Origin of the sequence: Actinomadura macrotermitis (genome assembly GCF_009604375.1) — a bacterium.
Taxonomy (GTDB): Bacteria; Actinomycetota; Actinomycetes; order Streptosporangiales; family Streptosporangiaceae; genus Spirillospora; species Spirillospora macrotermitis.
The window spans coordinates 1,078,156-1,090,991 of the sequence record NZ_WEGH01000002.1 but is presented as its reverse complement, the minus strand read 5'-3'; the positions used below and the strand labels follow the sequence as shown (position 1 = coordinate 1,090,991).

General features: G+C 61.6%; 7 protein-coding genes and 4 pseudogenes. 8 read left to right on the top strand and 3 right to left on the bottom strand.

What is annotated here, in order from left to right; genetic code table 11:
• The first annotated feature begins 3 nt into the window (after nt 1-3).
• Nucleotides 4-618, top strand: a pseudogene (locus ACRB68_RS42830) (CatB-related O-acetyltransferase).
• A gap of 304 nt (nt 619-922) precedes the next feature.
• Here the strand turns inward: ACRB68_RS42830 and ACRB68_RS41295 are convergent.
• Nucleotides 923-1,488: pseudogene (locus ACRB68_RS41295) on the bottom strand (transposase family protein); the annotation flags it as partial.
• A gap of 129 nt (nt 1,489-1,617) precedes the next feature.
• Here ACRB68_RS41295 and ACRB68_RS16900 point away from each other — a divergent pair.
• From ACRB68_RS16900 to ACRB68_RS16870, 7 genes and pseudogenes are all read left to right on the top strand, one after another.
• Nucleotides 1,618-2,306 (top strand): annotated as a pseudogene (locus tag ACRB68_RS16900) (transposase family protein).
• 1,542 nt (nt 2,307-3,848) lie between these two features.
• Nucleotides 3,849-4,115, top strand: coding sequence for a hypothetical protein (locus tag ACRB68_RS16895; protein WP_153533392.1), 267 nt, complete (start codon nt 3,849-3,851; stop codon nt 4,113-4,115).
• A gap of 176 nt (nt 4,116-4,291) precedes the next feature.
• Nucleotides 4,292-5,224, top strand: coding sequence for a hypothetical protein (locus tag ACRB68_RS16890; protein ID WP_153533391.1), 933 nt, complete (start codon nt 4,292-4,294; stop codon nt 5,222-5,224).
• 148 nt (nt 5,225-5,372) lie between these two features.
• Nucleotides 5,373-6,536, top strand: a complete 1,164-nt coding sequence (locus ACRB68_RS16885) for a peptidoglycan-binding protein (RefSeq protein WP_194293344.1) — start codon at nt 5,373-5,375, stop codon at nt 6,534-6,536.
• On the top strand, nt 6,533-7,270 hold the full coding sequence (locus ACRB68_RS16880) for an ABC transporter ATP-binding protein (protein WP_328594314.1): 738 nt from the start codon (nt 6,533-6,535) through the stop codon (nt 7,268-7,270). The genes ACRB68_RS16885 and ACRB68_RS16880 overlap by 4 nt, the downstream gene beginning before the upstream one ends.
• Nucleotides 7,270-8,616: an ABC transporter permease gene (locus ACRB68_RS16875; RefSeq protein WP_153533388.1), complete on the top strand. Its 1,347-nt coding sequence runs from the start codon at nt 7,270-7,272 to the stop codon at nt 8,614-8,616. Before ACRB68_RS16880 ends, ACRB68_RS16875 begins: the two co-directional genes overlap by 1 nt.
• A 609-nt stretch (nt 8,617-9,225) precedes the next feature.
• Nucleotides 9,226-9,534: pseudogene (locus ACRB68_RS16870) on the top strand (transposase family protein); the annotation flags it as partial.
• A gap of 84 nt (nt 9,535-9,618) precedes the next feature.
• Here the strand turns inward: ACRB68_RS16870 and ACRB68_RS16865 are convergent.
• Both ACRB68_RS16865 and ACRB68_RS16860 read right to left on the bottom strand, forming a co-directional pair.
• Nucleotides 9,619-10,017: an IS110 family transposase gene (locus tag ACRB68_RS16865; RefSeq protein ID WP_235959413.1), complete on the bottom strand. Its 399-nt coding sequence runs from the start codon at nt 10,015-10,017 to the stop codon at nt 9,619-9,621.
• A gap of 484 nt (nt 10,018-10,501) precedes the next feature.
• The gene (locus tag ACRB68_RS16860; protein ID WP_153533386.1) at nt 10,502-12,643 is read right to left on the bottom strand and encodes a transglycosylase domain-containing protein; all 2,142 of its coding nucleotides are present in this window, start codon (nt 12,641-12,643) and stop codon (nt 10,502-10,504) included.
• Nucleotides 12,644-12,836: the final 193 nt, after the last annotated feature.

Here is a 12,836-nt window from a genome sequence, read left to right as displayed (position 1 = left end):
ACCGTGGTGCACCCGGTGCCCGAGCAGCCGCGGGTGGTGCTGCTGAAACCCCTGATCACCTCGCCGCTGATCGAGGTCGGAGCGTTCTCCCACTACAACGACCCGGATGATCCGACCGCCTTCGAGGCCCGCAACGTCCTCTACCACTACGGCCGGAAAAGCTGATCATCGGGAGGTTCTGCGCGCTGGGCGGGGGCGTGCGGTTCATCATGAACGGCGCCAACCACCGCATGGACGGCCCCTCGACCTTCCCCTTCCCGATCATGGGCGGTTCCTGGTCCGACAACTTCGACCTCATCACCGGCCTGCCCGGCCGGGGCGACACCGTCCTCGGCCACGACGTCTGGCTCGGCTACCGGACCATGGTGATACCCGGTGTCCGCATCGGCCACGGAGCGATCATCGCGTCCGGCTCCGTCGTCACCAACGACGTCCCCGACTACGGCATCGCCGGCGGCACCCCGCCAGGCTCATCCGCCGCCGCTACAGCGACGCCGACATAGACCGCCTCCTGGCCCTGGCCTGGTGGACTGGCCGCTCGATCACCTCACTGAGCACATCCGCATGATCATGTCCGGCACCATCGACGCGCTGAAGAAAGCTACACCCCGAGCGTGATCCATTGTCGCCGGAAAGGAGCTGCCAGCAGGCCCATGCGGTGCCGCTCACCTGGGGATGGTGATAACCAGGGCACCCTTAGCACCATCACGGTCCTGGGCAGCGACAGGCGAGCACCGTGATGAGCAGCCCGAGCGTGTCCGTCACGATGAACCGCTTGCGTCCTTGCACTTCTTGCCCGGGCCGTCCCCGAGAGGGTCCTATCCGGCGGCGTCAGCGTCCTTCACGCTGAACCTTTTCAGTTGGTGGTGGCCTCGTGGTTCTGTAGGACGAGGATGGCCTTGGCGAGTTGGCCGGCCTTTCAGGGACGGCAGCGCAGCTTGTGCAGGATGCGCCAGGGTTTCAACTGGGCGTTGGCGCGTTCGCCGGGGCCGCGCAGCTGGGCGTGGGAGCGGTTGGCGTCCTGTTGGGAGTCGGGCTTGCCCCGGCCCTTGTAGGGGGTGAGCGTGTCGGGCTGGCCTTGATAGCCCTTGTCGGCCAGGACCCGGCAACCCGGCGGTGCGCAGCAGCCGGGGCACTCCCCAGACCCGGGCCGCGGTCACATCGTGCACGCTGCCGGGCAGCACGTCCGACCCCCACAGCAGCCGCCCGCTGCAGGCAGCCAGCACCTGCAGGTTCATCCCATGTCTCTGGTGCTTTCCCAAGTAGAACGGTCGATCGACACCAGGGTGGCGTTCAGCGACATGTACAGCAGTCCGCGGGACGCACGGCGTAGCGCGGTCGTCAGTGCGGGGAAGGGGCAGCAGTTCCACAGTGCACTTACTATCAGGTGGTAGCGGACGATACGCCGAACCCGCAGGCCAAGGTGTTAAAGGTCCCGCCCATGCACAAGTACACCAGCGTCGTCAACGCCTGTTGGCCGGGTGGCAGCGTCGGTACCTGCCAGAACCTCAGATAGCGCGATCCCGGCACACCACGCCGGTTTCGCTCTGAGCCCAACAAAGCCCTGGTAGATGGGTTGAACGACCAAGAACAACCAGTCTTCACCAGAGGCATCGGATGTTGTTCTACCGCGCCGGGCTGGATTTGTCGCGCCCGACCCTGACCTACCTGTCCGGAGTTCTGCGTCGCCACTGCGCGACCCTTGGCCCGCCCTGGCGCAGGCTGCCACCGGCCGTCAGGCGCTGCTGGTCCTGGTCCACCTGCGTAAAAACGAGACCTTCGAACTGGCGGTATCTCCATCGCCATGGCCTGGCGCTACGTGCACAAGGCGGTGGCCCTGCCAGCCGCCCGTGCTCCCAAGCCGGGCGCCTTCCTGCGCCTGGCCCGCACCACCTGCCTGTTCCTGGTACTGGACGGCACCTGGATCCGCTCCGATCGCCTTCCCGCCGGCCGGCCCTTTCTTCTCGGGCGAGCATCGCGTGCGCGGAATGAACGTGCAGGTATTGATGGCTCCCGGTGGATGGTGGTGTGGGTGTCGGACGTGCTGCCCGGCAGCGTGCACGATGTGACCGCGGCCCGGGTCTGGGGAGTGCCCCGGCTGCTGCGCACCGCCGGGTTGCCGGGTCCTGGCCGACAAGGGCTATCAAGGCCAGCCCGACACGCTCACCCCCTACAAGGGCCGGGGCAAGCCCGACTCCCAACAGGACGCCAACCGCTCCCACGCCCAGCTGCGCGGCCCCGGCGAACGCGCCAACGCCCAGTTGAAACCCTGGCGCATCCTGCACAAGCTGCGCTGCCGTCCCTGAAAGGCCGGCCAACTCGCCAAGGCCATCCTCGTCCTACAGAACCACGAGGCCACCACCAACTGAAAAAGGGCTCAAGGCATGCGCGACCGTGGCACACCGCGGGCTGTGGTGCTGGCAGACAAGAGCTATCAGGGTCAGCAGAAGGCATCCACGTCTTACGAAGGGCAGGTAAGCCCAATCCCCAGAAGGACGCCAGCTGGTTCCACGTCCGACTACACGGCCAAGCGAACGCACCAACGCCTGGTACAGCCCTGGCACATTCTGAACAAGGCTGCGCTACTACCTGCATCGCGCCAGCCAGCTCGCAAGGCCATCTTCGTCATCAGCACCACGACCTACTGAAAAGTACAGTCAAGCTGACTTTTGACAAAGCACCTCACTCAAGAGTCTCTACCGAAAACTACAGAGTGTTTCCGTTTGACCACAGAAAGAGACAGCGCCAAACCCACATTTCCTCGCCAAGTTCCAAATATTTAAGTGATGTACATCACATACAACGCGAGGGCGAAGCCCGCCTTGCCGTCAGGCGTGCCGCAGGACCGGAGAATCGTCCCAGCCGGGAAGCCGACCGCCCTGCTTGCCGATACCCAGAGCGAAGAATTAGCGACAGAACGTATTGAGCGGAGTGTCGATAAGGGGTTTGCGCACCAGGGAGACATAGGCAACACTCTGCCTGACATTTTGTCCGTCCCGCAGTCTTGCTTGGCGGCTCGCTGCGGGACCAGTACCACATGAGCGAAAGGAAGTCTACATGGTGGCAGCATTTTTGCGTGCCCTGAAACGGTCTGCTGTCGTGACCACAGTCGGACTAACGTCCGTTACCGGGGTGATGGCGTTGCACAAGTCCGCCGGCCTCGGCCGCAACCGCCTAGTGAGTTGATCTAGGCGTCATCGCTCTTGCCGTAATCCACCCACGGACTGATCGCCAGGCGCGAGCGTTTCAACATCGATGGCCTGGGCGATCGCCTGTTATGCCGACAACAACTATGTGGAGTAGCCAACATCCCCAACAAGCACAAGAAGCTGTTCAACCGACACCACGCCAGACCCGCGCTCTTGGCGAACAAACACCGCAGTGCCCAAGAGACTGAAAGCTGAATACTTCAAGCCGGAGTGGCATTGCGCGTCGAAAGTTGCTGTGGTATTGCGACACTAAAGTCAGTCTGGCGACAAAGATGGTCTTTAGCAACATTATATTATTGCAATGACGTCCACAATCATGTATAACTACCTCTAACCAATTCCATCAAAGTGATGGAGGAAAGCGGAAGGTGTAACGTGGCTTCTCAATTTGCATTGAGGGCACCTGTATTCAGGAAGATGGTCCTTGCTGCTGCGGCACTGGTGCTGGCTCTCGCCGGCTCGGTCGCCCTGTCTGTGTCGCAGCCTGCGCCCGCCTTCGCTGAGTGCTATAGGCCTCATTGCGTGGACACGTGGTCCTACGGCAGCTGGAGGGCGCCGTGTGGGACGTATTACTGTCTCTACTACAGCACGAACCTGAACAATGCGAGTTGGCGCCCCTCGTCGACCCAGGACCGAGACTTGGGCGGCAATATCTTCTACGACAGCGGCTCATACGGCTCGGCGGGCAAGGGGCAAGTGGTACGAAATAACTCCGCCTCGATGGGCAACCATACCGCGAACTGCCTCGTGTCGACCTACATCTCGACTAGCTTCACGGGCGACTACGACACCTTGCACGTTGGGTGGGCTGGGAACTTGTCCGACGATGAATTCTGGAACGGGCAGATGACCATTAACGGTCTACACAATGACAACGCATCAATCCGCGCCTACAACTGCGTCTGATCGGAAAGCCGGCAGCGCATTGGCCGGATGCAGCAGTGAGAAGCGACCAACAACTGGAGTGATCAGTTCGGGCTGACCACCTCAACTGCCGCTCGCGGGGGTGGTGTGGCGCAGTACATGACATTGCGCCACACCACCCCATTGTTTCCGACAAAAGGTTTGTGAAGGAAATTTTCATGCTCAAAAACGTTTCTACAATTATTGCATTCACTTGCTCGCTAAGTGCGATTCCTGCATCAAGTGGTTGCTCCACTCATAGTGGCAATTCGGCCATACCGCGCCCTGTGGCGACACCGACGCCGACAAGTATGGCACAACTCAGTCTCCCACTCGAAGCATATTTGCCGTCGGCTTCCGACACGGCACAAACTGCCGCACTACGTTCCGTCATCATGAAAGAATGCATGCGTCGTTATGGATTTCAGATGACTTCTTCGCTGGGCCTTTCCCAAGTTATTGAGACTAGTACTAGAATTGAAAAGTTCAGCACTTCTCGCCGCTATGGAATTTCGGATCGAGCTGCAGCCTCTCGATATGGATACGGGATGCCCGATTGGACCATCGGAAGTGCAAGGCCGAAGTCTCTAGATGAATTTTCTGCAAGTCAACAGACTGTCTTGAAGGGCTCATCCTCTAATGGCGGGAAAGTTCAATACCAGGGCAAGCAAGTACCACAAGGAGGGTGCATGGGGGAGGCGGCCCGAGCAACAGGCGTCGCGGGAGAGGGGCCAACCCTAGCAAAATCTCTTCAGCGTAAGTCCTTCGCCCAGCTGGCAAGGGAAGCGCGCGCACAAGTGGTCACCGCTAAATGGGTACTTTGCATGCAAGCTAAGGGATATCACTACCGCGATTCATTGCATGCCGGCGCGGAGTTCGCCGGTCAGGATGGCGATGGTCCCGTGCAAGTGAGCCAAGCTGAGATTAAGTCGGCAGTCGCTACTGTGGACTGTATTTACCAAACGAACCTAATAGGCGTGATGTTCGCCGTTGAATCTGATCTACAGAATATCGAAATTGAAAAAAATGCCGAAGCGTTGAATAAAGAGAAAAAGCAAATCGAAGCTCAAGAAAAGCGTCTGCAAACATTGACCAAGCAGTACGGTGGCTGAACCGGATGCCCTGTTGGGCGGCACCGAATATCAGGAGCCAATGCTAGTCGCTGCAGACCGGACATCTAAGTCCTCTTCTCCGCTGGCTCGCCGGCAGAGGCTGCTACTCGGCATCGCTTGTTCGACAGCGATCTTGTCAACTATGGGTATGGTCGCCTCGTTCTGGGTAGATTCACCTGCTGAGGTTGCCGCTCAGGCCAAACCACCTCGTGCCAGCATTCTAACGGCTCCGGTTGAATACAAAATCTTGAAGCGTACGGTGATCTTCCGTGGATCGTTCACCTCTACAAAATCGGTGGACTTTGCTCCGGCTTCCGCGTTGGATCCCAGCGGGGGCAGCGGCTCAGCTGGGGGCGAGATGGTAGTCACCAAGACACCTCGTAAACCCGGTGATCAAGTTCAGCCGGGCATGCTGCTAGTGGAGATTTCCTATCGTCCAGTCTTTGCCTTGCATGGCAAGATTCCCGCCATTCGTGATCTAACGCAAGGTGTCTCGGGGCCAGATGTGACCCAATTACAGCGCGGCTTGGACGATTTGGGTTATGGGCGGGGCTCCGACCAACAGGGTCATTTCGGTTCCGGTACCGCCCAAGCCGTTCGGCGCTTTTATACAGCACTGGGATATCCGGTACCGGTTGTGGCAAAGGAATCGCCAGGTGATGCACCCAAGCCTGTTCTGTCCACCCGGTCTCGCTCCACCTCTTTGCGCATCCAGGCTAGAGATAAAGCTAAGAAGTTGGTTCGGGTCCCCAAGTCCGAGGTAATGTTCCTTCCCTCATTTCCGGCGCGGATTACCGCTCTGGGGGGAGCGGTAGGCGCAAGGCCGAGCAGTACCTTGCTGAAGGTGACACTCGGTGGTTTGCGGTTGATCGGCCACCTGGATCCCTCGGCCGAGGGCACGGTGAACACCAATCAGCAGGTACAAGTCTTGCTCGAAGACAGCGGTAAGCAGTACCCGGCTCGGGTAACCCGGGTCGGCCAGATAGTTAAGCCAAAAGAGTCTGAAAAGGACAGCAATCCTGCCTATATCCCGGTAACCATCGTTGGTGACCGACCATGGAGCCCGGTTCTCAACAATCAGGATGCCCGCATCACCGTGACTGCAGCCGCCACCGAGAGCCAAGTCCTGGCTGTCCCTGAAGGAGCAATCACTGCGCCAGCCGATGGGCAGGCATCGGTGACCGTACTGACAGGCAAGGGGGAGCGACGTCGGGTCCCGGTGATTGCTGGCATGTCGGCTGATGGATTCGTTGAGGTGCGTCCTCAGGGTGGACAACTACATGAAGGTGACAAGGTGGTGGTGGGGCGGTGAGACCAGTCATCGCCCTGGAAGGGGTTAGCCGAACATACCCCGGTCCACCGCCCGTGACGGCATTACATCGTGTTGACATGACAGTGAATCGCGGGGAATACATAGCCATCGCCGGCCCTTCAGGTTCAGGCAAATCTACTTTACTCAATCTGCTCGGATTGCTGGACCGCCCTACGACCGGCCGGTATCAGCTTGATGGGGTGGATGTTGCACAGCTGAGTGAGTCAGAACGGACAGCGGTGCGCGGACGCCGTATCGGTTTTGTCTTCCAATCTTTTCACTTGCTCACCCACCGGACTGCGATAGAGAATGTGATGCTCGCTCAGCTCTACGATGCGATCCCGCGCACCCAACGTCTGAACACCGCGCAGATCGCTCTGCAACGAGTGGGGCTTGGGCATCGTATGCACGCAGTGCCGACTACCTTGTCGGGCGGTGAGCGCCAGCGCGTTGCGATAGCCCGAGCGTTGGCCAACCATCCTTACCTGCTGCTGTGTGATGAGCCCACCGGAAATCTTGATTCACACACCGCTGCCACCATTTTGGATCTCCTTGACGAATTGCACAGTGATGGACAGACCGTCCTGGTCATCACACATGACCCGGTAGTGGCCGACCGAGCTCAACGCGTAGTCACCATCTATGACGGGCAACTGACCGACAATTCGGTACCTCATAGCTGTCCGCGTGAAACTAGGCCTAATAGTCAGCGGCCGTTCGAGAAAAATTCATAATGAGTACCGATCGCATCACAAGTAGGCGATTCGTGATACGCGTTCTACATGGTGACCTGAGTCCGCGCGCATGGCAAAGCGGAGCCCGCCCTTCTCGTTTGTCATGGCGAGACCTGATCAGCGAAGCGACCGCAGGGCTCACTCAACGCCCGGGCCGTTCTGCCTTGACCATGCTAGGTACCATTCTAGGAGTCAGTGCGTTCGTGGCTGTGCTGGGATTGACTGCAACCACCTCCGGTCAGATCAGCCAGCAGTTCAACGTTCTGACCGCTACCACGTTGACCGTCTCCGCTACAGCCGATCGCGCTATCGAGGCCAATAGCCCCAACCAACCGGGGCAGGGCGACGGAGCCCAGGCACAGGCATTCCCCCGCGATGCTGACCACCGGATAACCCGACTGCATGGGGTCGTGCACGCTGGCACCTGGCGGCGGATCCGTTTTCCCGGTGCAGTCTCCATCACCGCCTCACCAGCCACTCGTCCGGGCGCTAATGGTGATATCGGCGCGATCAGTTCAGTGCTCGCCGCCTCACCGGGAACGCTTGAGGCCGCAGAGGCCACCGTTACTCAAGGAACACAGTACAACGCATTCCATGAAGCACGTAGCGAGTTAGTGGCAATTCTGGGCGCCACCGCCGCTCAACGGCTGGGTATCACCCAACTCGACTCTCGCCCTGCGGTCTTCATCAACCATCGAGCTTTTACCGTTATCGGAATCCTGGGCGACACTCGGCAGATGCCCGAACTGCTGTCCAGTGTTCTTATTCCACGCAGTACCGCCGACCGAGTATACGGGCCTCCGCCGCAGAATAACCAAGGGCAAATGATCATTAAGACTCAGCTCGGTGCAGCACGGCTCATTGCCAGCCAGGCTCCTACCGCCCTGCGTCCCGACAACCCTGCCTTGTTTACTGCGATCCCTCCGCCTGACCCTCGAGGACTGCACCATCAGGTAACCAGTGACCTGACCGGCCTCTTCCTTCTCTTGGCAGCAATCTGCCTTGTCATTGGTGCCGTCGGCATCGCCAACACCACCTTTGTTTCTGTCCTGGAACGTACTGGCGAAATTGGGCTACGCCGATCCCTTGGGGCTCGTCCCTGCCATATCGCCATCCAGTTTCTAACCGAGTCGACCGTGCTTGGCTTACTCGGCGGAATGATCGGTACCAGCATTGCTATCGGAATCGTGGTCGTTGTGGCTTTAGCCCAGCAGTGGACCGCAGTCCTGGAGCCATTCACCGTGCTACCCGCCCCGCTGATCGGTGCGTTTATCGGCCTGCTGGCTGGCTTGTATCCCGCTTTGCGAGCGGCACGGATTGAACCACAGGAAGCACTCCGTCAATGACTCCAGAAAATAACCTGCTTTCACTTCCCATGCCGCCATCGTTGATCGAATGCCCAGGGAGCATGACTCTTTTATATAGAAAATCGACTTCCAATGGCTTGCATGAATAGTGGAGCTGTCATCTACGTAAACCACCCACCTGGCACTCTTTTGGCGAGGTGGCTGGGTTTTCGCTTCACATGGGGTCCGTTGTCATCAAGTTGGCGGCAAGTCTGGCAGATTTGCTAGACGGTATGTCCAATTCTTTTGAGAATGGAGCACCCTTGCTTGGGCGAATGCCGGCTTTGCAAGCTGCTAAAAGAGCTCTTCTCGCGTGGAGTTGACGGACAAAGCTTGTTGCTAAGGTTGTCTCGTATCGGCGTGAGTAGGATGGCGACCTGGTGTGGTGCAGGTGTTGTCAGCGGATGAACCGCGGTGGATCGGTCCGTTCACCGGATTGTCGGTGCGCCGGTTCTGCAAACTGGTGCGGACGGTGACAGCGCAGAGCGATCTGCAGATCGCCGATGGCCAGCCGAGATGCCTGTAGGCGTTGCCGCTGGCCGGACGGGTGCTGCTGGCAGTGGTGTATTGGCGCACCGACCTGACTTGCGGCAGGTCAGGCCGCTGTTCGGGATCTCGCACTCGGCCTCGCGCCAGGTTGTGAACACCCTGGGCCCGCTGCTTGGGCTACCGATCCTGGCCGGCAAAGGCCATCAAGGCCAGCCGGAGACGCTTACGCCCTACAAGAGCCGGGGCAAGCCCGATTCCCAAAAGGACGCCAACCGCTCCCACGCCCGGCTGCGTGGTCCGGGTGAGCGCGCCAACGCGCAGTTGAAGTCCTGGCGCATCTTGCACAAGCTGCGCTGCTGCCCCTGGAAGGCCAACCAACTCGCCAAGGCCATCCTTATTCTGCAGAACCGCGAGACCGCCACCTGCTGAAAAAGGCTCAGGGGCTCTTGCTGCGGGCCGCCACTGCCCGCTCTCACAGAGGGGAACAAGGTACTGTCCGCAATGATCATCCGATCACGGTCGCGGCGGCGAACTGGGCCAGCCCAGTAGTGCGCAGCAGCCGCGGACCGTGTCGGCCGGCATGTGCACGTCGGCGACGTCACTCTTGGTGCCCGACACGCTGAGGCGTTCGCGGTAGCGGGCGGCCTGCAGCGGGTTGACCGTCAGCACCGTGTAGCCAGCCGCCACCAGCGCACGCATCCACGGCCCGCAGTCGGTCTCGATCCCGACCACCATCTGCACCTGATCGTCGCCGCTGTCGCCGAGACGGTCGGCAATCATTTGGTGCAGCCAGGTCATCCCGGCCACGTCCTCGGGCAGCCGGGCCCGCACCAGCCTCCGCTCGGCGGCGTCCATCAGTTCCACGTTGTGGTGGGCCCCGGCCCAGTCATCTCCCATGAACAGCCGCATCATCGCTCCCCTTGCCGGGCCAGCTGGCCAGCAGCGGCGGCCGAACAAGTCAGCGACCTAATGAAGCAGTGCTCACGTCCACGACCGGGCGGGCACGACATCCCAGCAGCGATCAGTTCACCCGGCCGACCGGCAGGGGCACGATCTTTTTCCAGAACTCATGATCCAGGCTCACTGAGTGCTCACCTGCCGGCTGGCTGTCATGTCCAAGTCTGCCCCGCGGCAGCCCTGCTGGCTTTCATGAGGCTCGCTGCGACGTGCGCCAAAAGGCGATCACGGCGCTGATCCGCCTGGACGGCTTAGCCGTTCAAAACCAGCCGAGTCTCTCGCTCCATAGCCTCTACCCAACCCAGTTCATGCGACGGATAACTCTCGGCATGTTCGGGCTGTCGACCTGGCCGTCCGGAGGATCCTCCAAGAGCCACAAGTCACATCCATCGAACATGCGGCAGCCCGTGCCCCTGGGGACACAGGCTGCCGGTTCGGGTTAATAGGCGGTGGTCTGTCGTTGCTGGTCGTGCTTGCCCGGCTGCTTCGGCGTCGGTGTCGGCTCGACGCAGCCGGGCGGGAAGCCGGGCGCCTGGCACGGCGTCTTGGTCGGGGGCGTCGGCGACGTCGGGACCGTCGGCGAGGTCGGCGTCGTCGGCGACGTCGGGGGCTCGCTCGGCCGGCAGGGCTTGTCCTCGCTGGTCTCCTGGCCGGGGCGGCAGGGCGGCGTCGGCGTCGTCGACGGGGTCGGCGTCGCCTTGGTCTCCTTCTTCGGCACGGCCCAGGGCTGGAGTTCGCCGACGTTGCCGGGCGGGAACAGCGGCTTGATCTCCTCGCCCTCCAGCGCCTTCAGCATGAACCGCCTGAAGATGTCGGCGGGGATCGTGCCACCGTAGATCTGGGAGTAGCCGCCGATCCCCTGCAGCGAGAGCCGGGTGTCGTGCTTGTCCTGGCGCCACATCGCCACCGAGGTGGCGAGCTGTTCGGGGGCGTAGCCGACGAACCACGCCGACTTGTTCTCGTCGGTGGTACCCGTCTTGCCGGCCACCGGGCGCGCGCCGAGGTCGGCCTGCTTGCCCGTACCGGACGTGACCACGGCCCGCATGGCCTTGGTCGCGTCGCCGGCGACCTGCTTGTTGAAGACGTTCTTGGTCTTCCAGGGCAGCTTGAGCTTCTTGCCGCCCGCGTCGACGATCTTGCTGATCACGTGCACGTCCGTGTGGTCGCCGCCGGAGGCGAACGTGGAGTAGACCGACGCCATGTTGACCGGGCTGACGTCGATCGGGCCGAGCGGGAGGCTGACGACGCCGGGCCGCAGGTCCGTGGTGTCCGCGGGGATGCCCATCTCCTTGGCCGTCTCCACCACCTTGTCCAGACCGACCTTCTGGCCGAGGTCGACATAGGCGGTGTTGATCGACATCTGGGTCATCTGGACCAGGTTGTAGACGCCGTTCTCACTGCGCGAGTCGTTGGTGATCGGCTTCGGGCCGCCGAACGAGCGCGAGTAGCTGCCGTCCAGCGTGTTCTGCAGGCTCACGCCGTTCTTCAGGGCGGTCGCCAGCACGATCGGCTTGAACGACGAGCCTGGAGCGATCTTGCCCTGGAAGGAGTTGTTGAACGGCTGCTTGACGTAGTTGGGACCGCCATAGGCCGCGCGGACCTCGCCGTCGGGGGTGACGGCCGCCAGCCCGAACCGGATGTCGTTCTTCAGGCCCTTCTCCCGCCGCACCTGCTTGATCATCTGAGCGGTGTAGTCGGTGAGGTCCTTGTCGAACGTGGTGGTGATCTTCAGACCGCCCAGTTCGAGCCGCTTGTCGTCGATGCCGAACTTGCTCTTGAGCTCGTCCAGCACCCGCTGCTTGATGTAGCCGGTCTGGCCGTTGTCGGAGACGTCGCTCCACTGCTTCACGGTCGTGGGGAACTTCTGCCTGGCCCGGTCTTCGGGGGTCAGCCACTTCATGGTGACCATGCCGTTCAGCACGTAGTTCCAGCGCTCGACCAGCAGCCGATAGGCCGGGTTGCTGTCGTCGCCCCGGGTGGCGAAGAAGCTGGGCCGCTGGATCATCGCGGCGAGCATGGCCGCCTCGGAGACGGTGAGCTTCTTGAGTTCCTTGCGGAAGTAGGCGCGCGCCGCTGTCTTGATGCCGTACGCCTGGCGGCCGAACGAGACGGTGTTGAGGTACAGCTTGAGGATCTCCTTCTTGTCCACCTCTTGGCCAAGGCGGATGGAGATGAGGATCTCCTTGAGCTTGCGGTCGACGCTGCGCTTCTGGCTCAGCCCCGCGTAGTAGTTGCGGGCGAGCTGCTGGGTGATGGTGGAACCGCCCTGGACCTCGCCGCCGGTTGCGGTCTTGTACAGGGCCCGCGCCACGCCGGTCGGCGAGACGCCGGGTTCATCCCAGAACTTGCGGTCCTCGGCCGCGAGCACCGCGTTCTGCACGTGCTTGGGAACGTCATCGAGCTCGACGTCCTCGCGGTGCATGCCGATGCGCGCCAGCGGCGTCTTGCCGTCCCGGTAGTAGATCACCGATTCCTGGGCGATCGCCGTCGCCTGCCGGCCCTTGGGCACCGGGGTGTTGGCGTAGGCGACGGCGACGAGCACGCTGAAGCCGAGGAGCAGCACCGCGAAGATCGCCAGCATGATCTTCCAGGACGGGACGTAGCGCCGCCAGCCGGTCTTGCCCGGCTTCTTCGAGCGCTTGCGGCGCCCTTCCTTCTCCTCGCCCCAGAACCCGTCCCCCGGACCGCCGGGACCGCCCGGCCCGGAGCCGCCCGGCCCGCCGGGACCACCAGGTCCACCGGGACCGCCGGGCCCCCGGGGAGGACCGCCGGGG

Excerpts from the sequence above, each read along its gene's own strand:
- ACRB68_RS16890 (WP_153533391.1), top strand. The coding sequence starts at position 4,292 with ATGCTCAAAAACGTTTCTACAATTATTGCATTCACTTGCTCGCTAAGT.
- ACRB68_RS16885 (WP_194293344.1), top strand. The coding sequence starts at position 5,373 with ATGGTCGCCTCGTTCTGGGTAGATTCACCTGCTGAGGTTGCCGCTCAG.
- ACRB68_RS16875 (WP_153533388.1), top strand. The coding sequence starts at position 7,270 with ATGAGTACCGATCGCATCACAAGTAGGCGATTCGTGATACGCGTTCTA.
- ACRB68_RS16865 (WP_235959413.1), bottom strand. The coding sequence starts at position 10,017 with ATGATGCGGCTGTTCATGGGAGATGACTGGGCCGGGGCCCACCACAAC.
- ACRB68_RS16860 (WP_153533386.1), bottom strand. The coding sequence starts at position 12,643 with ATGCTGGCGATCTTCGCGGTGCTGCTCCTCGGCTTCAGCGTGCTCGTC.